Origin of the sequence: Streptomyces liliifuscus, assembly GCF_016598615.1 — a bacterium.
Taxonomy (GTDB): Bacteria; Actinomycetota; Actinomycetes; order Streptomycetales; family Streptomycetaceae; genus Streptomyces; species Streptomyces liliifuscus.
In genome coordinates this window covers 1,014,029-1,040,092 of record NZ_CP066831.1, presented here as the reverse complement: position 1 = coordinate 1,040,092, position 26,064 = coordinate 1,014,029, and the positions used below count along the sequence as shown (strand labels likewise).

Below are 26,064 nucleotides of genomic sequence, written 5' to 3'. Positions count from 1 at the left end.
AACCATCGACTGGTTCAAGGGGAAGGCTGACTCGTTCAAGGGGAAGGCGGCAACGCCGGATCCGCTCCCCACGCCGCGGCGCACAGCGATCGGTCGACCTCCTCGGTGTAGTGGGCCGCCGCGAGCCAGGCGTGGGCGAACCGGTTGACGTCGGCGGGGACGAGACGCCCGAAGACGTCGCGTGACCGGTCCGCGGCGGCCGAATGGAGTTCGTCGAGGAGGTCTCCGGCGCAGGCGAAACCGTAGCGGCCCAGGCGCCGGCTGTCGGTCGCGCTGTCTCCGGGAAAGGCGAGCACGCGACGGCCCGCCGAGGCCGCCTGGTGGACACGGCGGCGCAGGAGATGCAGCGGCGCCTCGTCCGGGGTGGGTGGCGATCCGGCGGGCACCATCGCCGGGGCGGGCAGATCCGCGTGCTGGAGGCGGTCGAGCCCCAGGTCGACATGGACCCCGGGATCACACGGGTGGTCCGCGGCGAGGAGCAGCGCCCGGGGGACGGGAGACGGATCGAGGCGGGCGACGACACGCAGTCGGGTGCCCGGTGCGTCCGAGAGGAGACGCAGGTTCTCGCGGTAGGGCAGCGCGGGGTGGTCATGGGCGGCGGCGAGGCGGAGCGTCAGACCGTCGCAGTCGGCGAGCAGGCAGTCTCCCGCCGCCTCGCGGACCGTACCGGTGAGGGTCACGTCGAGGAACAGCAGGCCGTCCCCGCCGGTCAGGGCGCGTGCCACCTGTTCGGCGACGGGCAATGCCCACAGGTCGGCGAGAGGGTCCGCGCGCCAGGCGGCGCCGGACGCGCGCACCGCCCGTACGCCCGCTCCCGCACCCAGTCGGCCCGTCGGGGAGACGGTCGCACCGGAGACGGCGAGCCCGGCCCGCGACAGCTCACGGTGGGTGAGAGCCGTGTCCCCGATGCGTATGGCCCGGTCGGCCGCACCCACCGCCCGGCCGGACCCTCCCGGGACGACATCCGAGACCGTATAGAGACGGCCCTCGGCGTCCGCCGTCCAGGTGACCGCTCCCGCGTAGCCGGTCGCCGTGAGGACCGGCTCGGAGAAGAGCCCGTACAGCCGCAGGGATCCGTCCGGGGTGTACGGCTGCCGTGCGGTGCCGCGCAGGGACGCGAGTTCGGGGCCGGTTGAGCCCGGGAGGCGATGGGCTGTCCCGAGGACGTCGCGGAGAGCGGCGGTCAACTCGCTGAGGCGGTACGCCGGTTCGGCACCGCGGGCGGCGCGCAGTTGTGTGACCACGGAGACCGCCGAGGCCGCGATCCTGGGCAGTCCGCTGATCCGCGCGGTGTGAGCGGCGCGCAGCAACTCCGCCTGCAGCACGGCGCCCGCCCCGTCCGTACCGGCTTCGAGTACGGCGGCCGCGGCGTCGTACATGGCTTGTGCGGCGGCGCGCTGGTCGGGGGTGGGGGTCTCGGGTTCCGCGGGTGAGGTGGGCTGGGCGTCCGTCGAGATCGTCTTGCTCGCGGAGGCGGCCGGTGTGCGCGGGGGGTCGCTCGCGTCCTGGCCGACCGGTGCGGGCGCGGCGTCCGGCATCGACTGCGACGCGGGCTCGGAGTCGGAGTCGGAATCAGGCTCGGAGTCGGCGATAGGTGCCGCCGAGGCCGCGGCCGCGCGGTGCAGGCAGTCCGGTGCCAGCAGGCAGCCGCAGCGGATCGCGTCCGTGCTGGTCACGGTGCCACCGGGGGCATGCAGTTCGAGGTGGGTGTCGCCGTCGACGGCGATGCGTACGGTGTCGCCGTCGCGGACGGACGGCCGCCCCGCCAGCTTGGTGACGCCGGCGTCCAGCCTCTTGCGGAGGCGGGGCGTGAGCCCTTGGACGAGTTCGGCGGTCACGGCCGGGGCGACCGGAGGCAGGTCGAGGCTCAAGAGACTTTCTCCCCTACCCAGCGGGCGAGTTCGAGTGGGCTGAGGGCGGCGACGGGCATCCCCGCGGCGACCAGCTGGCCCGCGACGCCGGTCGAGTACCGGGGACGACCGGCGTCGTCCAGGCTCGCGCAGCCGAGTACATGGCAGCCGGCCCCGACGAGACTGCGGACCTCGGCGAGCAGCCCACCGAGGGGGTAGCCCTCCTCGAAGTCGCTGATGACCACGACGAGGGTGCGGGACGGGACGGTGACGAGTTCGCGGGCGTGGCGCAGCCCGGCGGCGATATGGGTGCCGCCGCCCACGCTGACCTCGAGCAGCAAGGACAACGGGTCGTCGACATGGCCGGTGAGGTCGATGACCTCCGTGGAGAAGGCCAGGAAATGCGTGGACAGGGTCGGCACTCCGGCCAGGACGGAAGCCGTGAGGGCGGCCCAGACCGTCGACGCCTCCATGGACCCCGACACGTCGGTGACCAGGATCAGCCGCCAGTCCGCGGCGCGTTTGGCGCGCGAGCGGAAGACGGGGTGCTCCGGGATGACCTGGACGGTGCCGTCCGGGCCGCGGCGCGCGGTCGCGAGGTTGGCGCGCAGCGTGCGGGGCAGGTCGAGACCGCCGCCCGGCCGTCGGCTGGGGCGCGGCAGGACCGTGCCGTGCAGCGCGGGACGCAGACGCGTGGCCAGTTCCCGGGTCAGCGCCTCGACCAGGCGGCGGACCAGCGGGCGCAGGGCGGCCAGTTGTGCCTCGGGCAGCCCTCCCGCGTGCTGGAGCACAGTGCGAAGGAGGTCGACGGAGGGGCGCACGACGTCCGGGTTGAGCTCGGCTATCACGTCCTTGCGGCCCGACGCCGCGGCCGCCGCCAGCACCTCTTCCCGGATGCCCGGTCCGAACAGGGCGGCCAGTTCCTCGGACCACTCGCGCACTCCCGGGTACGAGGCCTCCCGGCCGCCCCCGCCGCGTCGGCGAGGTCCTGCCAGGTCGCCCCTGCTGCCCTCGCCGCGTCCACTGCCGTACAACTCGTCCAGCGCGGTCGCGAACGCCGATGCCGAGCGCGGCAGTTGATCCGTACGACGGCCGAGTACGAGCCGCCAGCGGTCGGCGGACGCGAGGACGTGATCCTCGGGGGAGTGTTCGGCAACTTGCTCGGTGGCCTCGGTGGCTACAGCTCCGACGGCTCCGTGGCCTCCGTGGACCCCGAGGGCTTCGGCGGCTTCGCTCGCTTCGGGGATTTCGGATGCCGGAACGAGGTCGTCCGCCTTGGGCGGAGGCAGCAGCCCGAGCGTGCGCAGGGCGGCGCGGGCCGCGAGGTCCGCGCGGGTCCAGGTGGCGAGTGCGGCGGGGTCGACGCCGCCGGTGTCGGTCAGATGCGTGGTGGCGAGGCGCTCTTCGACGGTGTCGAGGAGCCGGTCGCGTGCCGCGGGACTGAGGGTGTCGAAGCCTCCCCGGAGCGAGGGGAGTCGATCGAGGAACTGCCGGTCGGGCATTTCGATGATGCGGTTGAGCAGCGGTTCCAGGGCGGGGGCCGCCGCCTCCAGGAGCGGGCCCGCGGCGGTCAGCACTCCGATGAGCCGGTCGGTGAGGGCGGTCCGGGCTTCCGGGGTGTTGGCCGAGTCGACCCACGAGGCGATGCGATCGCCCAGGACATGCGGGTCCTCGTGACCGAGGAGAACGCGTACGGCTCCGGCGGCGCCGCGCATCAGCGGGGAGCCGTCGGCGGCCAGCCGGGCGAGCGCGTCGGCAAGGCGTATACCGCCCAAGAGGTCCGCGCGATGGGCGAGTTCGAGCAGCGCGTGCGCGTCGCCCCGGTCCTCGGAACCCGTGAGTCCGTCCACCTGGCGCACCGCCGCGGCGGTCAGCAGCTCGGCAACGGCGGTCACCGTGTCCATGCGTTCCGTGCCACGTTCCTTGTCGGTGCCGAGGCCCGCGACATGACCTGCCCGCAGTCGGTCCAACAGGGCCAGTCCGGCGAGGAGTTCCGGCAGCGTGGCGGACTGCGGCAGTACGTCTCGGACGTCGGCGAGGCGTTCGTCCGTGAGGGTGGGCAGGCCGCACTCCGCCGCCTGCCGAAGGCCGTGCAGGGTCTGCGCGGCCGTGGGCCCGCCCTCGTCCCGCTCGGCGCGCCGACGTTCGCGCAGCAATCCCTCGGCAGCCTGCGCGGGGGTGACTCCTCGGACACCGGCCGCGGTCAGCATGGCCGCTGTGGCGGGTGTCCAGCGCACCTCCCATCGAGAGGTCAGCGCCTCGGAACCACCGGCGCCGACGACCTCCTTGCTCTCTCCGTACGGCACGCCGCACACAGTCAGGCGCTGCAGCAGGAGCTCACGGCGGCGGTCCAGGTCGGAACGCAGCGGGTCCAGGCGCAGATCGCGCGTGGCGTCGGTGCCGTGGCTGTCGGGCCCGGGCAGCCCCAACGCCGCCAGCTCCGCCTCCACCGCCGGGGCGAGTCCGCTGCGGGGCGCTCCCGGTGCCGGGCGGCCGCCGCGCGTTCCCACGAGCACCCGCTCCATCGCCTGTGCGACGGCCCGGCCACGCCCGTACGGCTCACCCTGGGTGAGTACGGTCTGTACCGCTTCGACCAGCTCGCCCCGGCCGGCCGCGGGAAGTCCACGCAGCCGGGCCAGGTCCCCCGCGAGGCGACAGATCTCGCGGGCGTCGGCGGGACCCGACGGGTGGCCGAGAGTGCGTAGTTGGGCGCAGATCTGTACGGCGGCGCGGGTCAGGGCGTCTTCCAACGCGGCGGGGTCGCCTGCCGCGCCCAGGACCAGGTGCTGCCATTCCGGGTCCCGGATGCCCGCCGGGTAGCCGGACCGCTCGTCGAGAAGCGCGTACGTGTAGGGGATGAACGATGTCGTCCATGCCGGGGCCTCGGCGGCGTCCGGGCCGCCGGGTGCGGGCGACCCGGGTTCCGTCGGTGTGCCCGGTGGCGTCAACGCCGGGGCGTGGAAGGCGCCGACGACCACGGCGGCGCGTTCGCCGTTCGCGGTGGCGGCGGCCAGCCGGGCGCGCATCCACTCCTCGCGCCGCAGGTCCAGCTCGGGCACGCCTCCCGAGGCGGCCGCGTCCTCGCGCAGCGCCCAGCCCGTCAGAAGGGCGGCCCGCCGCAGCGCTTCGGGAGGCGAGCCGGGGGCGGCGGCCTCGACGAGGCGGTCCCACAGGTCGTCACCGGTGCGCCCCGTGAGGCGGGCTCGTAGCGCTGTGGCGAGGCCGACTCGGCGGGACGTCTCGTGGACGCCGATGAGATCGGGAGCGCCCGGTGTCCCGCCGCTGGCCGGTGAAGGGGCGGGGCCTTGGGCTGTCTGTGTGGTCGGTGGAGGGGTGGGGCTGCCGGGCGCCTGTGCCGGGGCCGGAGCGGTGGGAGGGCCGGCTGGCTCCGAGGCCGTGGACCCGTCCGTACCGTCGTCCGGGCATGCGGGGGTGTGCCGTTCGGTGCTCCACGCCCGGTCGGCGAGCGGGAGGTCGCACGCGACGACCGGCACGTCGTGCCGCGCGGCCCAGCGCACGGCGGCGAGTTCGGGCGAGAAGTCGGCGAACGGATAGAAGGCCGGGCCCCGGCCGCCGCCCCCGTCGGGGGGAGCGGCGGCGAGGGCGACCGGGGCCCGCGTCTCCTCGTGACCGAGCCAGGGCAGCCATTCCTGCATCTCGTCGGGGAGTTCGACGAGCAGCACGTCCGGCTTGGCCTTGTCCAGCAGCGCGGGCACGGCCGCGGCCAGGGAGGGCGCATGGTGCCGTACGCCGATGAGGTAGGGCGCCGCCGGGTCGGTGAGGGCCGCGACGGCTTCGTCGGGGGAGAGGGGCACGGTGGTCAGTCCTCCAGGACGGTGCGCAGGTCCCAGAGGGTGCGCCAGGTGGCGGAGCCCTGTTCGGCGCGGCGCCTGACGGGGCCGTCCCAGTAGCCGCGGAGCCGTGCCGCGTCGGCGGGGTCGTCCTTGCGGACCACGCCGAGGAGGTGACCCGGCAGCAGACCGAGGACATCGCGGTCGCCCGGGAAGTAGGCGGCGGCGAGTCCCAGGGCGCCCGCCACGGACACGGCTTCCGCGGTGCTCATCACCGTGGAGGGCCGCTCGACCTCCCAGCCTTCCGCGGACCGGCCCTCCCGCAGGTCCCGGAAGGCCGTGATGAGGGCTTCCAGTACGGCGTCGTCGACCCGGAAGGGTGCTCCGGCCCGCTCGACCGAGGTGCGTGCCTGACTGCGTACGAGCGCGGTCTCGGCGTCGAGGTCCGCGATGGGGCCAACCGTCTCGAAGTTGAAGCGCCGCTTGAGCGCGGCCGACATCTCGGAGACCCCCTTGTCGCGCAGGTTGGCGGTCGCGATGAGGCTGAAGCCGGGTGCAGCGTGGGCCAGGGAGTCCTCGGTGCCCGCCAGTTCGGGTACGGCGATGCGCCGCTCGGAGAGCAACGACACCAGTGCGTCCTGCACTTCGGGCAGGCAGCGGGTGACCTCCTCCACCCGGGCGACGGCTCCCCGGGTCATGGCGGTCAGGACGGGCGAGGGTACGAGGGCCTGTCGGCTGGGCCCCTGGGCCAGCAACAGGGCGTAGTTCCAGCCGTACTTGAGCTGGTCCTCCGTCGTGCCCGCGGTGCCCTGGACGACCAGGCCGCTGGTGCCGCAGACGGCGGCGGACAGCAGCTCGGACAGCATGGACTTGGCGGTGCCGGGCTCGCCGACGAGCAGCAGTCCACGCTCTCCGGCGAGGGTGACGACGCACCGCTCGACCAGGGCACGGTCGCCGACGAACTTGCCCTCGACGACGAGGCGCCGCGGCACACCGTCGGGCGTCGGGGCGTCGTCGGGCAACTTCAGGGCCCGGCCGTCGCTGCCCATGACGAACGTGACGACGGCACGGGGCGTGAGTCGCCACGCAGGGGGGCGCGGCCCGTCGTCGTAGGCGGCGAGGAAGGCCAGCTCGGTGGCGTGCCTGTCCTCGGGCGGGGTGATCTGGCGGGCCGTGTCGGCGGCCAGGGTGGTGGTCATCGGTGGTCCGTCCGGTCGGGTCGGGAGGTCGTGACTGGAGAGGTGGTCAGCAGAGGGGTCGCCATCCGGGGAGCCGTCAGCAGGGGTTCGTCCTGTCGGCTCGTCCTGTGGGCTCGGGCAGTCGGTCCGGCGGTGGTCATCGGCGGCGGCCCTTCCGGGTGGCGCGGGTGGTGAGCTTCTCGTAGGCGGGCGCGTCTCCGTCCCGGACGCGGGCCCAGGCGAGGGCGAACAGGTCGGGCACCGGGAGGCGGGGTACGGCACGTGAGCGGTCGCGCACCGGGTAGAGGCCCTCCTTCCAGGTCTCCACCGGCAGGGCGGGTGACTTGAGGTCGCGCCAGCCGCAGGGCAGGAAGAGGGTGCGTCCGGCGCGCGGTCGCTTCGCCTCGACGACCAGGTCGGTGGCGGCCAGTTCGGCGCGGGCCTTCTTCAGCCGAGCGGGCTTCCAGCCGGTCCAGCGGGCACAGTTGCGGTCCGTCGGATCGGGCAGGGCCAGCAACTGGAGGTAGAGCGCGGCCGCGTCCTCGCTCAGACCGTGTGCCGAGGCCACTTCGGCGACCAGCGCGGGAGCGACGACGGTCGGGTCCTGCGCGTGACCGACGGGTCCCTCGGGGTCGAGGCCGGCCGCCAGGGCGCGGTCGAGTCCGTCGCCCAGGATCGCGCGCAGGGCCTGGAGACCACCGTCGCGATCCGGACCCACCAGGCCCTCCAGGAGCCCGAGGACCGCGTCGTCCGGACCGGTGAGGACGGCGGGGCGGAGCAGTACCGCCTCCTGCTCGCCGTACCAGGGGCGCAGCACCAGAGCCTCCCCGACAGGCGTCAGACCGTGTGCGTCGGCGCCTCCGGTGGCGGGAAGCCCGTACGCCTTGCGCAGTTCGACCGCCGTCGAGCCGCCCTTGTCCGTCCACATGACGTCGAGTTCGAGCAGCAGCCCGGGGTCGGTGAGGCGGTGCCGCACGGCGGCCAGGCCCTCGGGCAGGCGGGCGCGCAGCGGGTCCCCGTACGGCAGGCCGTAGGCGAGTGCGGCCAGGGAGGCGACGGTACGGGTCAGGTCGTAGCGTCCGGGCAGCGCCGCGGGGTCCTCGGCGGCGAGGTTGCCGTCCTTGTCCGGCCGTTGGACCGTCGTGCGGCTGATCCAGGGGGTGATCGTCGGATTGAGCACGGCCTCGACGGAGTCGGCGGTCAGACCGGCGAGATCGACCGCGATGTCCTCGGGCAGGCGGACGACGGAACCGAGGCGCTCGGCCCACACCCGGCCCGCGGACGCGATGTCCGGTCCGGTCGTCCACAGGTCGGCAGGGTCCTCGGGAAGCAGGGCGCTCATGAGGGCGAACCGGTCCTCGCGGCCGAGCGACGACAGACGGCCGTTGCCCAGGTCCAGCTGCCGGGGCTTGAGACCGATCGTGGCGAGCACGTCGGCGCTGGGTTGCTGTGGACGTGCGGCGAGGAGCACGGTGGCCTGGATGGGGCCCAGACCGTCACGGGTCGCGGCGGCGAACGCGGCGGGCGCCTCGGAGTGCCAGGGGGCGGCGCCCTTGTCCCGGATCGTCCGGGTGAGGGCGGCCAGCCCGTCGGTGGGGAACACCGAAGGCACCGCGGTCTCCTTGTCCAGGGTGAAGTGCGCGACGGCGCCGAACGCGCCGGAGGGGTCGTGGTCGAGGGCGAGCCAACTGACCCGGTTGCGCTCGGTGTCGACGGACTGGCAGCCGAGGAGGACCACGGTGCGTCCGTCCCGGCGGAGCACCTGACCGGCGCGTTGCTGCTTGTTGTGCGGCTCGCTCAGCAGGATCTCGCGCAGCCCGTGTCCGGGTGCGGCCAGCGGTCCTTCGGCGACCGCCTCCAGCAGCAGGAGCAGGGACTCCCGCTCGGCGTCGGTCAGCGTGGGCGTCGCGGCCCGGTAGGCCAGCGGCCGGAGCACGGTCAGGAGCGACGGCCACACGATGCCGATGTCGGGGATCGTGCGCTCCTCGCTCCGCCAGCCGTCACCGAGGGTGCCCGTCTGCGCGCGATCGGGCAGCGGTTTGCCCTCGGCGGGGCGGCCGGACAGCACGTGGTTCACGGCGCGGATCTGGCGCAGGGCGGTCCACGCGTGGTTGCCTCCCCACCATCCCCCCAGATCGGCGATGCCGGCGGTGACCGCGCGCAGGGTCCGGTCCTCGCCGTGCTTGGGGCGGTAGTCGGCGAACATCTCCTCGTTCTGCCGCTGTTCGGGCCGCTTCTTTTCCTCCGGCGGTGCCACGAACGCGGCGGCCGTCCCGGCGAGTTGGAGCGCCGTACGGACCAGGGCGGACACACCGATGAGCAGCCGCTCGTCGGTGAGGCCGGGCAGGGCCCTCGACACGGCAGGCCGAATGAATTCGTCCACCGACGGGACGACGGGCTTGCCGTCGACGGTTGTATTGGCGGCGTCGCCGGCCTTGGCGACCTGGGCCTCGCGCTCGGTCAGGGCCTGGGCAGCGGCACGCAGCACATCGGCCGCGGCCTCGTCTGTGAGCACGCGCAGCACGGCGGACGCCTCTTCGTCACGGGGGCGCAGCGCGTGCCAGAAGGCGAGAGGCGGTACGAGCCGGGTGCCGGCGGCGTACTCCCCGCCCTGCTGACCGGGTGCGACCCGGCCGAGTTCGCCGCCGGCGGAGGTGTCGTCGGAGGCGTACAGCGCGACATGCAGGTTGAGGCAGGCGGCGACGGGCTCGGCACCTCCGGGCAGCCGGAGCGCACCGAGAGGGAAGCCGGCCGCCCGCAGCGTGACGGTCCGGCCGTCCGGCGTACCGGCGGTCGTCCGCGCCTCGGCTCCTTCACCCTCCGAGCGCACCCAGCGGCCGAGCACCGAGCCGTCGGTGCCGAAGGGGCTGTGTTCCAGGCCGGGTTGCAGCGGCAGGACCTCGCAGTGGTGCTGCAGGAGTGTGGCGTCCTCGCGGATGCCGGACCGCAGGAAGGCGGGCAGGGACGCCCGTCCGTGCGTACCGGTGACCGGGTCGTACTCCAGCCAGACCTGCTGTCGGCCCTGCCTGCCCTGGCGCCAGCAGGTCGTGCCGTCACCTATGACGGACCGGCTCGGCGGCAGGACGGTGTCGCCGGCGTGCAGGGTGCGTCCGCCGGTGGCACGGCCGCCGCCGGACAGGGGGATGGAGGGGGCACCGGCGTCGTTGCTGTACCAGTGGGGCAGTTGCTCGCCGCCGAGGGTGAACACCTCGGACGGGCGGGCCGACCAGTAGCCGAACTGCTTGCTGTCCTGTCGCCACATCACGAGCAGTTCGCCGTCGGTGTAGCGGAACTGCGGCTGCTGCCAGCGGTCCAGTTCGACGGGCAGGCGCAGGTCGTGGTCGAGCAGCACCTTGTCCGGTCCGACGACGACGGCCTTGTGTCTGCGGGAGAGGATGAGCGCGGGCCAGGCCTCGGTCAGGCGCAGTGGGTCGTCGTCGCGGTTGCGGTTGCGGCTGTGCTTGCTCTTGGTCCCGGTGTCGGTTTCGAGGAGGCGCAGCGCCTCGTCCAGGGCGGGCCAGCCCAGTTCGTCGGGGATGCCGGACCGCAGGGTGCGGCCGAGCAGCGGTGCGATCTCGTGCTCCGCGATACGCGCGACCGCTTGAGGGCTGACCCTGGCGGCGACCGGACGGAAGCGGCGCAGGCGGTGGAGTGCGGCGCGGGCGCCGGGCAGGCCCTTCGAGGCGCGGAACGTCTCGGCCGCGTCGTCCAACCACTCGCGGAGCACGTCACCCAGTACAGGGTGGGAGGCGAGGGCCTCCAGCACGCCGGCGAGTGTCCGGTCGTCGCTCAACGTGTCGATGGCCCGGTGCAGCAGGGGCCGGAAACGAGGATCAGCGGCGGTGGCGGTCAGGTCGCGCCCGCCGGACTGACGATCGCGAAGCCAGCGGTCGAGGGACAGATACACCTCTGTGTCCGCGTCGGGCAAGGCGAGGGGGACCCCCCGCGCCACGCACAGGTCCAGCAGGTCGAGGTCGGCACCGGCGTGCCAGCGGCCCGTGAACAGGTCCACGGCCCGGCCGTCGGCACACAGCCGCGGCGCCATCCGCTCGACGAGCTGGAGGGTGAGCGGGGAACGTCCGCAGACCGTGCCGCCGTGCTTGCGGTGGGCGGCCCAGCGGCTGAGCCACTCCGCCGCGTCGACGGCTCCGGCCTTCTCGCCGTCCTGACTGCCCTGGCTGTCCTGGCTGTCCTGGCTGTCCTGGCCGTCCGCGCCGTCCTCGCCGGTGAGGAGGCGATCGGCGCCGCTCTCCGCGAGCAGCGTCAACCAGAACTCGTCGTCCTTGACCTCGCGCCCCAGGGAGGTCGGCATGATCTCCAACAGCCGTGCCCGTACGGCCGGTTGCCGCTCGGCGAGGACCGGAAGGGTGGCTCGGTAGGCGGTCCAGAAGGAGACGGGCGCACGCACCGCGGCGGGCGAGGCGACCAGGTCGGCCACCAGGGCACACTCCTCGGTGACCCGGGGCAGCCCGGCGGCCTTGATCAGGACGCGGGCGTCCTGCGGCAGCGACGCGTACGGCGGCATGCCCGCCGCGCAGCGCTCCACGCACAGCTGCCGGAACTGCGACCACGCCGTGGCCGGATCCAGCCGGTGGGCCAGGTCCTTCACATGTTCCTTGAGCGCCTTGACCGTCAGCGCCCCGGCGAAGGCGAACTCCAGGAACACGGCGCGCTGCCGCTCCTCGTCGACGGTGAGCGCGTGCACCCGCTCGGCCTCACGTGCCTTGCCGAAGAAGGCGGCGGCGTACGTCGTGTTCTCGTGCTGGAGGAAGATCCGGGCGGCCTGCTCGTAGAAGGTGGGCAGGAAGTGCGGCACGGCACGGCCGAGCCGCTCGCCGAGTTCCTCGAAGCCCTCCTTGGCGGTGCCGGGGCGGGACTTGGCCTGGCGTGCCAGCCGTTCCACGTCCTTGACCAGGGCCAGCGCGTGGTGGCCGTTGGCCGGGTCGTTGACCAGTGCCCAGGCGGGGAAGCCGAGGGTCTCGCGACGCACCTGTCCGACCTCGGGGGTCTCCGGTTCGCGGGCCAGACCGAGGAACTCCAGGGCGAGGTCCTCGGCCTCGCCGAGGGTGCCCGGCACGAGACGGACGGCGAGCCTGCCGTCCAGCGCGGGGTGGGTGTACGTCCGTACGGTGAGGGCGTCGGCGTCCTCGCCGGTGGTGGTGCCCACGGGCAGGACGGCGCCGGCTTCGAGGAGCGCGGCCGCGGTGGTGTGTGCGTATGCGGTGGTGTGTGCGTCCGTGGTCATGCCGCCTGCTCCTCGTCCTCGATGTCACGCCCGGCGAACAGTGCGGCAGCCATGCGCATGCCCTCCGACCAGGCGACGGGCCCCACCTGACCGAGCTTCAGCACCCGGCCGGAGCCGTCGGTCCACATGAGGGGGCCGGTCTCGGTCTCCTCGTAGCCGTCGTAGTCGCCGATCCAGACGCGGGCCTCCACGCCGCGGGCGTCCTCCCGCACGGAGCAGACGGCGTTGCCGCCGCGCACGCGGTAGCCGAGCTGGGTGGTCCTGCCGTGCAGGAAGCGCAGTTGCTTGAAGGCGCCGCCCGCATAGTCCTCCACGGTGGTGGCCTCGGTGTCGAGGCCCGCGGGGCGCTGCCACACTTCGCGGAAGAGCTGCTGGGCCCGCTGCTCGACGCCGAGTTCGACGGCGAACTCCCGGAGTTCCTCAAGGTCGTCGAGGAGGACGGGGTGGGGGAGGTGGACCAGCTCGGGGGCGATGCGCACGCTGTCGCCGTCGAGGTCGACGAGGCCGAGCCCGCGGTCGAGGTCGGCGTCACGGAGGAATCCCGCCACTTCGCCGTCCGGACCCGTGACGACGAGATCGCGCAGCGCGCTCTGCCAGGCGGGATCCGGCCACACCCGGGCGACGACGGCGAGTGGCACCGGAAGCGAGCGCACCATCCACTTCTCGACATCGGCGAGGCACTGGCGCTCGTGCCGTTCCAGCCACTCGGCGAGCTGTCGCAGCCCCATGACCGCGGGATCGTCGGCGAGTTTGGCCGGTACGGACTTCAACTGCCGCCCCGCGGCGTTGCGGCACACCACCTTTCCGCCGTCGAGGCCGACCTCGTAGTCCCCGGCCGTGACCCACCCCATATGTGCCTCCCCGCACTTCACTGATCAAGTGACCGGAACTCTAGGTGAGACCACTGACAACGCCTGCTCCGAGCCCACTCGAAGCCGCCTCGGACCCCGCCTCCGGGCCGACTTCGAGTCCGGAGCCGGTAAGTCCCCAGTACTCTGCGGGGCTTCGAGGTGTTGTGGGAAACGGGGAGTACCGGATGGGACGTCAGGATCTTGCGGACGCGCTGGACGACGAGATGGGGAGGCGGCTGCTGCCCCCGACCGCGGTGCGCGCGCTGGGACTTTGGCTGGCCGGATCCGGCGCCCCGTACGTGACAGGTGCCGGCGGCCACGCCGTGGAGTACGTGCCCGCACAGTGGTCCGGCGTCGAGCCGTGGCCCGTCGAGTTCCCCGAGCGGTCGCGGACTGGAACCGCGAGAATCAGCCGTGCCCAGGTGGTCGCCTCGACCCGCGGGGCGGCAGAGCGCTCCGAGTGGGCCGAGGCCCTGGTCGCGTCGTACGTGTGGGGTCAGGGTCGGACCGGCTACGGTCCGCACCGCCTCAAGGAGATCCTGTCGGAGCCCACGGTCGACGACGAGTTGGCCAAGGCCGGCGCCGCCCTTCGGCGGGAGGGCGCCGTCGCGGCGTACCACGGCCTCCGCGGGGCGGTGAAGGGACTGGGACCGGCGTTCTTCACCAAGTTCCTCCACTTCCTCGACCAGGGCCACGTCCTTGACCAGGCATACTCCCTCGACCAGGGCCAGTCCCACGACCTGGCGACGGACGCTTCCGTCGCTCCCCGCGCGCTGATCCTGGATCAGCGGGTCGCGCGTGTGATGAGGGCCCATGCCACGCGGGTCGGTGCGGACATGGCATTGACCTCCGCGTCGGACGTGGCGGCCTGGATCTGGTCGGACAGCGGCTGGACCTCCCATCGGTACGGCGTGTACCTGGCGTGGATCCACTCCGCGACCGAGCAACTCGCCTCCGCCGGGATCGGGTGGCCCGGGTCATGCCCGGAGCTGCTGGAACTGGCGTTGTTCGACGGTGTCTGGAATCCCGCGTCCTGACATCTGGCGCGGAGGTGCGTCTGACCTGCCTTCTTTCGGCCTGTTCGAATCTCGTGGACCGGCGGTCGTGTTCACACGCACTCTTGCTTTCATCACAACAACCACACACCTCGGGAGAGACATCATGCGTACCCGCCGCCTAGCCCTCCTGTGCAGTACCGCCGTACTGGCCCTCGGAGGAAGCCTCGCGGTCGCGCCCTCCGCTAGCGCCGCGGTCGCCGAGCCGTACTGCAACTACATCGCCGACACCGCGCGGCCCACAGTCCGTCCCAACGCCGAGGGCAACGCGGTTCGTCAGGTGCAGTGCCTCATCAACGTCTACAGCAAGTACCCGACCTACCTTGAGGTGGACGGGGACTACGGCCCGGCCACCGCGCAGGGCATCTACTACGTGCAGACGTGCAACGGCACCGACGGCGGAGCCGACGGCATCGTGGGCCCCAGCACCTGGAACCGCCTCTACAACCCGAAGCCCGCCTGCGCCATCTAGGGCACTCCTCCGTTCCACCGGCTGCCCGCTCTTCCCGACCGAAGGAGCGGGCAGCTTCGACCGGCCCGGACACCCCCACAGGAGGAATCACGCGATGACGGTCCCGGACTCGAACCCCGCAGGCTCCCGCAGCCCAGTTCGCACGGCGTCCCCGGTACCGCGACGCGTGTTCCTGGGCGCGCTCGGAGTCGCCGCCGCGTTGAGTGTCGTGCCCCACCCGGCGGCCGCTGCCGCCTCCGCCGCGTACACGTTGCGCTCGCGCGCGGCCTGGGGCGCGGACGAGAGTCTGCGGTACACCGCCGACGGCACGGAGATCTGGCCGCCGGAGTACTACCCGGTCCAGACCCTCACCGTGCATCACACCGCCGACGGGAGCACCGATCCGGACCCGGCCGCGGTGGTACGCGCGATCTACCGCAACGACACCGTCGGCAAGGGCTACGGAGACATCGGCTACAACTTCCTGATCGACAGGAACGGCCTTGTGTACGAAGGGCGTTGGTCCGGCACCGACGGCACGCCCGCGCACGACGTGTCGGGGCGGCTCGTCACCGGTGCGCACGTCCAGGGATACAACAGCGGAAACCTCGGAATCGCCCTTCTGGGGACGTTGACGACCACGCCCGCGACGACCGCCGCACGCACCGCGCTCATCCAGCTCCTGGCCGAACTGGCCGAGCGCCATGCGATCGCGCCCTTGGGGAAGGTGTCCTACGTGAATCCGGTGAGCGGAGCCGCCCTCGTCGCGCCGGCCATCGGGGGTCACCGCCACTGGGCTGCCACGGATTGCCCGGGTACGGTCTTCGCAGACATGCCCGCCATACGCACAGAGGTGGCCGCCCTGATCCAGGGCTGATGGTTCGGGCGGGCGTACACAGCACTGACCCCGCTGTGTGCGACCGGAGGATGATCCGTTCCAGTCATTGTCTTCACGAGGACCGCCGCGGCATCGTCTGCCGCATCGGGCAGGAATCATGCATGGGGGGACCGTGCTGCGTATCCACTTCACGTCGGAGGATCTTGTTCGAACGCGGCTCGCCTGCCGCCCCGACCCCTTGTGGGAGATCACCGCCAGCCTGCACCGGTTACAGTCCCAGATGGGGCGCTGGGCCCATGCCGCCTGGTACCGCGACGCCCGTGCCGCCATCGCCACACAGCAACTGGGCACCGTCGTACGCACATTGCTGTTGCCGCTCTTTCCGCGCGCCACGTACTTCCCCGACTTCCTGACCCCGGCCGAGGCGAGCCACGGGCTGAAGAGCGGGCTCGACGCGATCCTCGACACGCCGCCCGCCCGGGTCCGGCACGAGATCGGTCTGCTGGCACAGGTGAGGAACGTGCCGACGGACATGTACCGCCTGGCAGACAAGGACGTCCGTGCGGATCTGGTCGCGGCGCTGCGCAAGTACCACAACGCGGCCATCGCCCCCTACAGCGACCGTATGCAGGCCCGCGTCGACGCCGAGTGCGCCCTCCGGGGGCGCGATCTGCTGCACGGCGGAGCGGAAGGGCTGCTCAGGGGACTGGGTCCTGCGATGCGCTGGAGAGCCCCCGTCCTGGAGGTGGAGTACGTAGGTGGTGTCGATCGTGATCTGCACCTGGGCGGCCGTGGCCTGGTGCTGATCCCCTCGTACTTCTGCTGGCAGAAGCCGGTCTCCTTCGCCGATCCCGATCTGCCGCCCGTCCTGCTGTACCCGCTGGCGTCGGGCGGCCCCATCCCCCAACACAGCCCGGCCGAGGCGCCGTTGTCGGCACTGCTCGGACGCACCCGCGCCGCGGTACTGCTCGCCGTGACGTACGGCGCCACCAACTCGGAGATCGCCCGCGCGGTCTCGGTGTCCCCGGCCAACGCCAGCCACCACACCACCGTGCTGCGCGACTCGGGACTCATCGCCAGCCACCGCCATGCGAACACCGTCCTGCACACCCTCACCCCGCTGGGAGCGGCCCTCCTCCGCCTTCCCGACCAGGAACGCCAGAGCACGGTGCAGGACGACTGAAATACAGGCGGAGCCCGGTCTCCCCGGGGCGGCCGTGACGTCACCGGGCCGCCCGCAGTACGGTCACACGCAGACGGGAGACGCCGGAAGAGGAACACCCCATGAGCCCGAACGCGGATGACGCCGTACGCCTGGAGGACGCGGCGCTCACGCGTGCCGCACAGGCGGGTGACGTCACCGCCCTGGGTCTGCTGCTCGAACGGCACCGGGCAGGCATGCGTGCGGTGGCGCTGAGCATCCTGGGACCGGGGCCCGACGTCGACGACGTCCTCCAGGACGCGGCCGTGACCGCGCTTCGCAGGGTGGGCGACGTCCGGGATCCCGCGGCCATCGGCGCATGGCTGCGGATGATCGTGCGCAACGCCGCCCGTTCCCTGTTGCGAGGCGCCGTTGCCTTCCGGCCGATCGACGATCTGCAGGTGCCCTCCACGGACGACGGACCGGAGCGCCGGCTGGAGCACCACGCCATGCGGGACTGGATCTGGGAGGCCGTCGAAGAGCTTTCCCCCACACTGCGACTGCCCCTGGTACTGCGTCACTTCAGCACCGGCGTCACGTCCTACGAGCGGATGGCCGACGCCTGCGGAGTCCCGGTCGGCACGGTCCGCAGCCGGCTCAACCAGGGACGGGTCAAGCTCGCGGCCGCCCTCGCCGCCACCGCGGACGCACCTCACGGAGACACCGCGCGGCGCACCCGCGCCAGCCGCATCGAGGCACGCGAGACACTGGCCGCCGCCGAGAGCGGCCGGTTCGGCGCGCTGCTGACGGAACGCTGGTCACCCGACATCGCACTGGTCAGGGGGAACGAACCGGTGGGTGACAGGAGCCTCCTCGTGCGGGGCATGGACGGCGACCTCGAAGCCGGCGTACGTCAGCGCCTGGTCCATGCCGTGGCCGGCCGGTCCCTCGTCGTGTGGGAGATGGACCTTCTCGGCCCCGCCGACGATCCGGACCACTGCCCGCCCTCGGTGGCCTGGCTGATGACCCTGGACGACGCCGGTCGTCCGCACCGGCTGCGCCTCCTGCACCCCAGGCCGGTACAGGCCCTCCAGTCACTCACTCCGATGTGACGGGCGTCACGTAGGCCGGGTCGAACTTCGTCCTCTCTCCGGCGTCCTGCCGGTGTCATCGACACCTGCCCGACACGGAGACCCCATGACAACGTCCTCTTCGACCAACCCCCTGGCCGCCGGAACGCACACCGTCGAGATCGACGGAGTCGTGCAGCGCTATCACGTGCACGGCACCGGACCGGTGTGCATCGCGCACTCCGGCGGGCCGGGCATCCTCTGGGAGTACCTGCGGATGCCCGCGCTGGAGCGGCACCTGACGGTCGTCTACCCGGAGCCGATCGGCACCGGCGCCTCGGGCAAACTGTCCTCCCACCCCCACGGCTACACCCGGCCCCGATACAGCCGGTTCCTCGGGGCGCTGATCGACCACCTCGGCGTACCCGAGGTGCATCTCCTGGGGCACTCGCACGGCGGCTTCGTCGTCCAGTACCACGCCCTGCACCACCCCGAAGGCGTCGCCGGGGTGATCCTCTACGACAGCGCGCCGCTGACCGGTCCCGAACACGGCGCCGAGGCCATGCGCCTGGTCCAGCTCTTCGCCGAGCGGCACGCGGACCACCCCGGACTCCCCGAGGTCCTCGCGGCCTTCCAGGCCATCCCGACGATCTCCGACGACGTTCAGATGACGGCCGTCGCCAGGGGACTGCTTCCCTCGTACTTCGCCGACTACTGGGGCAGGGAAGAGGAGTTCGCTCCCTTGCGTGCCTCCGTGCGGGCCACGCACATCTCCGGGCTGGACGAGAACCTCGCCCCGCACGTCATCGACGACCGTGCGGACCTCGGTTCACTCACGGTGCCCGCTCTCGTCGTAGTCGGCCGCCACGACGTCATCTGCGGGGTGCGGTGGGCCGAGGAACTGCACGGGCTGATCCCCGGATCGCGGCTGCTGATCCTGGAGAACAGCGGGCACTTCGGTCACATCGAGGAGCCGGAGACCTTCGCGCGGGCAGTGACGCGCTTCGTGAACTAGGCCATTTGGCAGAAGCCCGCGCGGACGGTCCGACCTAGCTTGTAGCTGCCCGGAAGCTTCCGACAAACAAGGAGCAATCGCATGAGCACCGTGAAGAACATCGTTCTCGTACATGGAGGATTCGTCGACGGCTCCGGGTGGCAGGCGGTGTACCGCCTTCTCGCCCGCGACGGCTTCAACGTCAGCGTCGTGCAGAACCCGACCCACACCCTCGAAGGCGATGTGGCGGTCACCCATCAGGTCCTCGACTCCCAGGACGGACCGTCCGTGCTCGTCGGCCACTCCTACGGTGGAGCGGTGATCACCGAGGCCGGCCGGCACGACGGTGTGGCCGCGCTCGTCTACATCGCGGCCTTCGCACCGGACAAGGACGAGTCGGTCGGCACCCTGATCGCCGACCCGGCACCCGGCGCGCCCGTTCCGCCGATCCTGCCGCCCCAGGACGGCTTCCTCTTCCTGGACCGCGAGAAGTTCGCCGCGTCGTTCGCGGGTGATGTGCCGCCCGAGGACGCGCAGTTCATGGCCGACTCGCAGGTTCCCTGGGGTCTGGGGGCCCTCAACGGAACGGTCACGGAGGCCGCCTGGCGTGCCAAGCCGAGCTGGTATCTCGTCGCGACCGACGACCGCATGATCCCGCCGTCGGCGCAGCGCGCGATGGCCGAGCGGACCGGAGCCACCGTCAGCGAGGTCGCCGGCAGCCACGCCATCTACGTCTCCCAGCCGGAGGCCGTGGCGGAACTGATCAAGCAGGCCGCTGCCCACCAGGCGTAGCCCCACGCGGGACGGCCACCCGCAACGAGCGTGAGCTCTCACGAATCCCGACAGGATTTCGCGCCACCGGAAATGCCACCAGAGATGCCGGCAGAAAGCAGAGAACCAAGAACATGCGCAAGAAGGTCGTACGTCAAGGAATAGTCGCTGCGGGCACCGCGGGCGCCGCAGCGGCTGTCCTCCTGACAACATCGGCGTCGGCGGCGCCGACGTCCACCCCGAAGGACGCCGCCAAGCCGACGGTGGTGCTTGTGCACGGCGGCTTCGCCGACGCGTCCGCGAGCTGGAACGACGTGATCAAGCAGCTCCAGAAGGAGGGCTATCCGGTCGTCGCCCCCGCCAACCCGCTGCGTGGACTGCCGACAGACGCGCCCTACCTGGCGAGCGTCCTCAAGTCCGTCAAGGGGCCGGTCATCCTGGCCGGCCACTCCTACGGCGGCGCGGTGATCACCAACGCGGCGGCCGGCAACCCCAACGTCAAGGCACTTGTCTACGTTGCCGCGTTCGTGCCCGACAAGGGCGAGCAGGTGGGCGAGCTCCTCGGCAAGTACCCGGGCAGCGAGATCCCCGACGCGGTCGACCCCGTGCCGTTCCCGAACCCGGACGGCAGCACCGGCTCGGACCTCTACCTCAAGGCCGGCAAGTTCCGCAGCGCCTTCGCCGGAGACCTTCCGGTGTCGGTCACCAACGTCATGCAGGCGGCCCAGAGGCCGTTCAGCGCGTCCTCCCTGACCGATGTCACCCAGGCCGCCGCCTGGCGCACCATTCCCTCCTGGGGACTGGTCGCGACCTCGGACAAGGCCATTCCGCCGGCACTGCAGCGCTTCGAGTATCAGCGCGCCCACGCCCGTGGCACCGTCGAGGTCCGGGGCGCCTCCCACTCCGTCATGATCAGCCACCCGGAAGCGGTCACCAAGCTCATCGAGCGGGCCGACCGCGGCACGCGCCGATAGACAGTCACCACTCCACGACGGCCCGCCTGTTCACCTTCGCAGGCGGGCCGTCCGCGGCAGCCATCACGGAGCCGAAGGCATGCTGTCTTCGAGCGCGGACGGCGAGGACGGCTGGGCCAGCCCGGTCAGGGCGTCGCGAAGTCCGGCGCGTGAGGTGACGTTCAACTTCCGGAAGACACTGCGCAGATGGGCTGCCACGGTTCGGGGAGACAGGAACAGCCGCGCGGCTATCTGCTTGTTGGTCAGTCCGGTCGCGGCCAGTTGTGCCACCTGCCGTTCCTGCGGGGTCAGTTGTGAGGGCGGGGCCGCGCCAGGGATGACCGTCCTGATGGGGATCCCGCTCGCCCGCAGCTCGTTGCCCGCCCGCGCGCTCCAGGGGGTGGCTCCCAGGCGCTCGAACGTGCTGAGCGCGGCTTCCAGGTGCACGCGGGCCTCGACGCCCGCTTTGGCCCGGCGCAGCCTTTCGCCGTACGCCAGACAGATCCGGGCCCAGTCGAACGGCCATCGTTCGGCGCCGGGCGTGGCGATGGCGGCTTCGAACAGTTCATGGTCCACGAAGTGCGGGGTGGCGATCGCCTCGGCGGCATCCGTCAGCATGGCCAGCCGCGGTGAGATCGACGGGATGTCTGTCTTCCTGACCACCGCGACATGCGCGGCCGCTTCGCAGTGGCGGCCGGAGTGGGCGGCGGCCTCGGTGAAGTCCAGGAGGAGCCACAGAGCGTGCGGCATGTGCGGCGGCAGTTCTCCGGGGGTGCCCACTTCGCCCAGGAAGCGGTAGGCGGCGTCGAAGTCCGCGCTGCCGAGAGCCGACAGGGCGCGGATGTGGGAGGCGTAGAAGCGGAGCATGCCCAGGCCTCGGGGATTCCCCCAGGAGATGAGGCGGTCCGCGATCTGCCGAGCGGTGGTGCTGTCTCCCTGTGCGGCGGCCACCAGCCCCTGGAGGAACTGGGCAGCGCATCCCAGCACGCGGTAGTTGTATGTCGCGCACCACCCGAGACCCTCGTCCGTGGTTCTGCGGAGTTCGTCCCACTGCCCGCTGGTGTACGCGTCGTTCGCCAGGAGGAAGAGCGCCTCGATCGCCGACGTGATGGCACCGCCGTTCCGGCCGTCGTCGATGACGCGCCGCAACGCGCTGCGGCAGCCCGGCAGTCGGTCGACATAGGTGGCGGAGACGGCGGCCCGGATGATGCGTGTGGGGTCGGTCTCCTGGTGGAGGCCGGAGATGAGTTCGTCGAGACGGTCCAGTACGGACAGTGCCGCGTGGGCCGGATCGCCGAAGGCGCCCCGCATCACCGTCAGCAGGGGATCCGAGGAGCACTGCCGGTATCGCGCGACGGCACGGTCGAAGGCCCGCCACAGGTCCGGCCGTCCGCCGAAGAAGCACACACCCAGCAGGGTGTGCAGCGCCTCGCGGAGGATGGTGTAGTCCGCCCCGGCGGGCACGCCGTGGTGGTCGACGGCACCGACGAGAAGCTGATGGGCGGTGTCCACGTCGCCCTCGCCGTTGAGGAGTTGGCTGGCCGCGGCGACGGCGGCCGCCAGGGAGTCGGCGCCGATCGGATCGGCGCGTCCGGCACGGTCCAGCAGGGCGCGTACGTTGCGGAGGTCACCGGTGATGTTGGCGCCCAGGTAGGCCGCCTCGGCCAGCCTTCGTCCCTTGGCAGTCCCCGTGCTGCTCAGCTCCGAGGCGCGCAGCAGGGTGGTGACGGCACCGACGGCGTCACCCCGGTGCAGGGTGCTGTAGGCCACCTGATGGAGAAGGGCGGCCACCTGGTCGTCGGGGCCCACGGCGGCTTCGGCGAGGTGCCGTGCCCGGCGTTCGGACCCTTCCGGGAGCTCCCCGGCGAGTGCCAGATGTCCCCACCGGCGTTCGGCGCTGGTCGACAGATCCATGACCGCGGACCGGGTGAGCGGGTGCCGGAAGACCAGACGGCCCGTCAGGCTGTCGACCTGCACGAGTCCGTTCCTCTCGGCAGGACACAGCTCCGTCAGGCCGTCGGGGTCGCCCAAGGCCTGCCGAAGGATGTGCAACTCGCCCGAGCCGTCCAGGACCGCGAGCAGGAGCAGTTTCCGGGTGGCGTCCGGGAGCGCGCCGACCCGCGTGGAGAAGATTCTTTTGAGACGTTCGGTCAACGGCAGCACCGTCGGCAGCGTTCCTCGCTCCGACTGCTGTGCGTCGTTGAGCGAGACGGGCAACTCCAGCAGCGCTAGGGGGTTTCCCCGGGCCTCCGCGACAAGACGCCGGCGGACCCTGGACGCCATGGCGGGGAACCGCTCGGTCACCAGCTCGTTCGCCGATACGTCGTCCAGGGGCCGAACCTCGTACGTGGGTGTCCCGGTGCTGCTGAGGAAGGACTCGTCGCCGGTCCGGGACGCGGCCAGCAGCGCGATGGAGCCGGTGCGTATGCAGCGGGCGACCGTACTGAGAACCGCGGCGCTGGGGCGGTCCACCCACGCCACGTCATCGATGACCAGAGCCAGAGGACTGCTTCCGGCAGCGGCCCGGGACAGCAGGATGTGCACGGCGTTCGCGATGGCCAGCAGCTCGGTCGGCTGCCCCTCGGACAGCCCGCGGACCACTTGCAGGGTCTCCGCCTGCCGTGCGGGCAGCGCGACGATCTCTCCGGCCAGCGGCTGCAGTATCTGGTTCAGTGCCGAGAAGCTGACGCCCTCCTCGAACTGGGAGCCGACGACACGCAGAACCCGGAAGCCGGTCTCGCGAGCGCGCAGCGCCGCGGCGTCCAGCAGCGCGCTCTTGCCCACCCCGGCCTCTCCGGTCAGCATCAGCGCCGTACCCCTTGCGGCGGCAGTCCCGAAGAGCCCGTCGATGATCGCCAGTTCCGCCGACCGTCCGACGAGACGACCGACCGAGTTCACACCGTAATTGCCTGTGCGATTCCGGTCGCCTTCCGGGGCAGACGGTGAAAGGGGTGCCATGAAGCCTCCCGTATTGGTCGGGCACGGTCAGGTTCGTCGAGAGGAGGGCCGGCGGACAGGGGCGGGACGGGTACGGCTGATAAATTCCGCCGTATTCGGGAGGGAAGCGAGATCTCAGCCGGCCGCCGGAGGCGACGGAAGGCCCCACTGCGAGAAGTCCATCTGACCGTTACCGCTCTTCGTCAGGAGATCCTTCTTGCCGGACGTCCAGGCAATCGCGATCTTCTCGCCGCTCGATATCTCGACGGTTCCCTTCAGCCGGTCCTTGTTGTCCTCGACGCATTTGAGAAGAATCGACTTCTGCTGAAGAAGGCCCTCGCACGCCTGCCGCTTCTGACCGTCCGCGGACTGAAAGGCGAGCATGACCTTCTTCTTCTGGACGATCATCGCGACCTTGTCGACATCGGATTCTCCGAGCCATCCGCCGTCGAGGCTGTCCGCCTGGCCACTCGCACCGGAGCCGCTCGGTGTTCCAGGGGTGGTCGGGACTTCCCCGGCCGCGTTCGTCGCCTGCGCCGACGGCCTGTCGTTCGACGCGTCGTCGGTGGAATCGTCGCTCTGGCAGCCGGTCAGCAGGACGACGCCGACTCCGGCGGCAACGCCGATCCTCATAAGGTTACGCATTTCGTGCGGACTCCTTCATTGAAATTGGTTCGACTCCCGCGGTGGCGTGGCTGCTTGCGGGGCCGTTCTCACTGATTCCGAAACGTTGGTGGAACTTACGGAGCGGCCCCGGCGCATACCAGGCCGATCGGCCGAGCAGCCGCATGGCGGCAGGCAGCAGTACTCCGCGTACGGCGATGGCGTCGATGAGGATGGCCAGACCGCTGCCGAGGCCGAACATCTGCATGAAGCTGACCTTCGCCGTGGCGAACGCGAAGAATCCGACCGCGAGGAGACAGGCCGCGGCGCTGACGATTTTCCCGGTGTGTCCGAGGCCGTGGACGACGGCGTTCTCGGTGCTCTCGCCGTCGTCGTGGAGTTCCTTGATCCTGCTGGTGACGAACACCTCGTAGTCCATGGACAACCCGAAGGCGATGCAGAAGAGCAGCACCGTCATCGATGTGTCCATCGGCTGGGCCGTGAATCCCAGTACGGAGCTGAGATGGCCGTCCTGGAACATCCAGGTCATCGCGCCGATCGCCGCGGCCAGGCTGATGATGTTCAGGGCCAGCGCACGGACCGGCTGGACGATGCTTCCGGTGAACAGGAAGAGGAGGACGAACGTGGTGACGGCGACCAGGCCGCCGGCCAGGGGCAGTCGGCTCGCGATCGATTCCTTGGTGTCGAGCAGCTCCGCGTCTCCCCCTCCGACCAGGACATCCTTGGCGCCGGCGGGCGCCGCGACGTCCCTGACCGCCCGGACGAGGGACTGCGCGCTGTCCGACTTGGGCGGAGCGGTACCGATGACGGTGACCCGCTGCGCGTCGGGGCGTTCCAGGGCTTTGTTCGCCGGTCCTGGAGCCTGAGCGTTCCCCTTCTCGTAGGTGCCTGTCGCCGCCTCGACACGAACGACCCCGTCGAGGAGTGACAGCTTCCCCGCGTACGCGTCGACAGCCTCGTAGTTCACGGACCCGTCGGCCACCACCTGGATGGCCGCCTCGTCGTCGCCCTCGAAGTCCGCCCGCAACGCGGTGGACACCTGCCGGCTCGTGGCGTCCTCGGGAAGGACCCTTTCGTCGGGGGTACCGAACGTGACGCCGAGGAGCGGGGCCGCGGCGAGCAGGAGCACCGCGAGGACCGGCACGCTGGTCAGCACCGGTCGGCGCATCACGGTCCCGGCCAGCCGGCCCCAGAACGGTGCGCGCCGGCGGTCGGCCTTGGGCCAGGGGAGCCTGCCGCTGTTGATGCGATGCCCCAACAGCATGAGCAGAGCGGGCATCACGAAGAGGGTGCCGACGGCAGCGATGACGACCACACCCACGCCGGCGTAGGCGAACGAGCGCAGGAAGTACTGCGGGAAGACCAGGAGCGCGGTGAGTGCGACCGCGACCGTGCCGGCCGAGAACACGACCGTTCGTCCCGCGGTGTGCACCGTCGTTCTCACCGCATCGGCGACGCTGGCACCCAAGGCGAGCTGCTCCCGGAAACGGCTGATCATCAACAGCGCGTAGTCGATGCCGAGTCCGAGCCCGAGGGCGGTGGTCAGGTTGATCGAGAAGACCGACACGTCGGTGACGCTGCCCAGGAGGGCGAGTTCCGCGAAGGTCCCGGCTACCGCCACCGTGCCGATGGCGAGCGGCAGCAGAGCCGCGACCACGCCCCCGAACACGATGAGAAGAAGGAGCAGCGTCACGGGGACCGCGATGATCTCCGCGAGGAGGAGGTCCTTGAGGACCTGCTCCGACAGTTCGGCGCCCACCGCCGTACCGCCGCCGGCCTTGACGGTGAGTCCCTCGTACCGGCCCGCGTAGCCGTCGATGATGTCGTGCGCGTGCTCTTCCCGCGTCGACTCGTCGCCCTTCACATGGGCGAGGACCATGGCCGAACGGCCGTCACGGGCAAGCAGCGAGTCGCTCCGCGTGTCCCAGTAGGACACGATGTTGCCGAGCTCGGGTTCCTTGCGCAGCTCGTCCACCAGCTGTCGGCCGTCCTGCTCCACCGCCGGGTCGCTGACGCGCTGGGTGCCACCGCTGACCAGCAGCACCAGGTTCGCTTCACCGCCGAACTTCTCGTCGATGACCCGACTGGCCTGTGTGGACTGCGAGTCCGGGTCGTCGAAGCCGCCGCCCACCAGTTTCCCGAAGGCGCCCACTCCCACGACGCTCATCGCAGCCACGAGGACGGAGGCCACCACAAGCACAGCTCTGGGCCACCGAACCGTCAATTCCGCAACGCGGTCAAACATGTCCATCCTTTGATCGAGGGGATCTCATGGAGGCGGATCCCGGCACGAGGTCGTTCGGCTGCGCGCAGAC

16 protein-coding genes are annotated in these 26,064 nt (G+C 71.5%); 8 read left to right on the top strand and 8 right to left on the bottom strand.

Going from position 1 to position 26,064, the window contains the following annotated elements; all coding sequences use genetic code 11:
* Positions 1-35: 35 nt before the first annotated feature.
* The 5 genes from JEQ17_RS04470 to JEQ17_RS04450 all read right to left on the bottom strand — a co-directional run bounded on the left by JEQ17_RS04470 (position 36) and on the right by JEQ17_RS04450 (position 12,915).
* Entirely contained in the window at positions 36-1,871 is a 1,836-nt protein-coding gene (locus tag JEQ17_RS04470) for a hypothetical protein (protein WP_200393962.1), read from the bottom strand.
* Complete coding sequence (locus JEQ17_RS04465) at positions 1,868-5,665, bottom strand: vWA domain-containing protein (protein ID WP_234048062.1); 3,798 nt, start codon at positions 5,663-5,665, stop codon at positions 1,868-1,870. The genes JEQ17_RS04470 and JEQ17_RS04465 overlap by 4 nt, the downstream gene beginning before the upstream one ends.
* Before the next feature lie 5 nt (positions 5,666-5,670).
* The gene (locus tag JEQ17_RS04460) at positions 5,671-6,840 is read right to left on the bottom strand and encodes an ATP-binding protein (protein WP_200393961.1); all 1,170 of its coding nucleotides are present in this window, start codon (positions 6,838-6,840) and stop codon (positions 5,671-5,673) included.
* Between the two features lie 136 nt (positions 6,841-6,976).
* On the bottom strand, positions 6,977-12,064 hold the full coding sequence (locus JEQ17_RS04455; RefSeq protein WP_200393960.1) for a hypothetical protein: 5,088 nt from the start codon (positions 12,062-12,064) through the stop codon (positions 6,977-6,979).
* On the bottom strand, positions 12,061-12,915 hold the full coding sequence (locus JEQ17_RS04450; RefSeq protein WP_200393959.1) for a DUF4132 domain-containing protein: 855 nt from the start codon (positions 12,913-12,915) through the stop codon (positions 12,061-12,063). Before JEQ17_RS04450 ends, JEQ17_RS04455 begins: the two co-directional genes overlap by 4 nt.
* Before the next feature lie 185 nt (positions 12,916-13,100).
* Here JEQ17_RS04450 and JEQ17_RS04445 point away from each other — a divergent pair, with 185 nt between their 5' ends.
* The 8 genes from JEQ17_RS04445 (at position 13,101) to JEQ17_RS04410 (ending at position 20,209) form a co-directional block, all read left to right on the top strand.
* Positions 13,101-13,952, top strand: coding sequence for an 8-oxoguanine DNA glycosylase OGG fold protein (locus JEQ17_RS04445; RefSeq protein ID WP_200393958.1), 852 nt, complete (start codon positions 13,101-13,103; stop codon positions 13,950-13,952).
* 124 nt (positions 13,953-14,076) lie between these two features.
* Complete coding sequence (locus JEQ17_RS04440; protein WP_200393957.1) at positions 14,077-14,442, top strand: peptidoglycan-binding domain-containing protein; 366 nt, start codon at positions 14,077-14,079, stop codon at positions 14,440-14,442.
* A gap of 94 nt (positions 14,443-14,536) precedes the next feature.
* Entirely contained in the window at positions 14,537-15,298 is a 762-nt protein-coding gene (locus JEQ17_RS04435) for an N-acetylmuramoyl-L-alanine amidase (RefSeq protein ID WP_200393956.1), read from the top strand.
* Positions 15,299-15,431: 133 nt separating this feature from the next.
* A complete protein-coding gene (locus JEQ17_RS04430) occupies positions 15,432-16,442 on the top strand; it encodes an ArsR/SmtB family transcription factor (protein ID WP_200393955.1) in 1,011 nt (336 codons plus the stop codon).
* 101 nt (positions 16,443-16,543) lie between these two features.
* Complete coding sequence (locus JEQ17_RS04425; protein ID WP_200393954.1) at positions 16,544-17,512, top strand: RNA polymerase sigma factor; 969 nt, start codon at positions 16,544-16,546, stop codon at positions 17,510-17,512.
* An 85-nt stretch (positions 17,513-17,597) separates the two neighbouring features.
* A complete protein-coding gene (locus JEQ17_RS04420; RefSeq protein WP_200393953.1) occupies positions 17,598-18,485 on the top strand; it encodes an alpha/beta fold hydrolase in 888 nt (295 codons plus the stop codon).
* An 81-nt stretch (positions 18,486-18,566) separates the two neighbouring features.
* On the top strand, positions 18,567-19,256 hold the full coding sequence (locus tag JEQ17_RS04415; protein WP_200393952.1) for an alpha/beta fold hydrolase: 690 nt from the start codon (positions 18,567-18,569) through the stop codon (positions 19,254-19,256).
* Between the two features lie 113 nt (positions 19,257-19,369).
* The gene (locus JEQ17_RS04410) at positions 19,370-20,209 is read left to right on the top strand and encodes an alpha/beta fold hydrolase (RefSeq protein ID WP_200393951.1); all 840 of its coding nucleotides are present in this window, start codon (positions 19,370-19,372) and stop codon (positions 20,207-20,209) included.
* A gap of 63 nt (positions 20,210-20,272) precedes the next feature.
* Here JEQ17_RS04410 and JEQ17_RS04405 read toward each other — a convergent pair whose 3' ends face one another.
* From JEQ17_RS04405 to JEQ17_RS04395, 3 genes are all read right to left on the bottom strand, one after another.
* On the bottom strand, positions 20,273-23,086 hold the full coding sequence (locus tag JEQ17_RS04405; RefSeq protein WP_234048061.1) for an ATP-binding protein: 2,814 nt from the start codon (positions 23,084-23,086) through the stop codon (positions 20,273-20,275).
* 174 nt (positions 23,087-23,260) lie between these two features.
* Positions 23,261-23,770, bottom strand: coding sequence for a hypothetical protein (locus JEQ17_RS04400; RefSeq protein WP_200393949.1), 510 nt, complete (start codon positions 23,768-23,770; stop codon positions 23,261-23,263).
* The gene (locus JEQ17_RS04395) at positions 23,763-25,994 is read right to left on the bottom strand and encodes an MMPL family transporter (RefSeq protein WP_200393948.1); all 2,232 of its coding nucleotides are present in this window, start codon (positions 25,992-25,994) and stop codon (positions 23,763-23,765) included. Before JEQ17_RS04395 ends, JEQ17_RS04400 begins: the two co-directional genes overlap by 8 nt.
* Positions 25,995-26,064: the final 70 nt, after the last annotated feature.

Excerpts from the sequence above, each read along its gene's own strand:
- JEQ17_RS04460 (WP_200393961.1), bottom strand. The coding sequence starts at position 6,840 with ATGACCACCACCCTGGCCGCCGACACGGCCCGCCAGATCACCCCGCCC.
- JEQ17_RS04455 (WP_200393960.1), bottom strand. The coding sequence starts at position 12,064 with ATGACCACGGACGCACACACCACCGCATACGCACACACCACCGCGGCC.
- JEQ17_RS04450 (WP_200393959.1), bottom strand. The coding sequence starts at position 12,915 with ATGGGGTGGGTCACGGCCGGGGACTACGAGGTCGGCCTCGACGGCGGA.
- JEQ17_RS04445 (WP_200393958.1), top strand. The coding sequence starts at position 13,101 with ATGGGACGTCAGGATCTTGCGGACGCGCTGGACGACGAGATGGGGAGG.
- JEQ17_RS04440 (WP_200393957.1), top strand. The coding sequence starts at position 14,077 with ATGCGTACCCGCCGCCTAGCCCTCCTGTGCAGTACCGCCGTACTGGCC.
- JEQ17_RS04435 (WP_200393956.1), top strand. The coding sequence starts at position 14,537 with ATGACGGTCCCGGACTCGAACCCCGCAGGCTCCCGCAGCCCAGTTCGC.
- JEQ17_RS04425 (WP_200393954.1), top strand. The coding sequence starts at position 16,544 with ATGAGCCCGAACGCGGATGACGCCGTACGCCTGGAGGACGCGGCGCTC.
- JEQ17_RS04420 (WP_200393953.1), top strand. The coding sequence starts at position 17,598 with ATGACAACGTCCTCTTCGACCAACCCCCTGGCCGCCGGAACGCACACC.
- JEQ17_RS04415 (WP_200393952.1), top strand. The coding sequence starts at position 18,567 with ATGAGCACCGTGAAGAACATCGTTCTCGTACATGGAGGATTCGTCGAC.
- JEQ17_RS04410 (WP_200393951.1), top strand. The coding sequence starts at position 19,370 with ATGCGCAAGAAGGTCGTACGTCAAGGAATAGTCGCTGCGGGCACCGCG.
- JEQ17_RS04400 (WP_200393949.1), bottom strand. The coding sequence starts at position 23,770 with ATGCGTAACCTTATGAGGATCGGCGTTGCCGCCGGAGTCGGCGTCGTC.
- JEQ17_RS04395 (WP_200393948.1), bottom strand. The coding sequence starts at position 25,994 with ATGTTTGACCGCGTTGCGGAATTGACGGTTCGGTGGCCCAGAGCTGTG.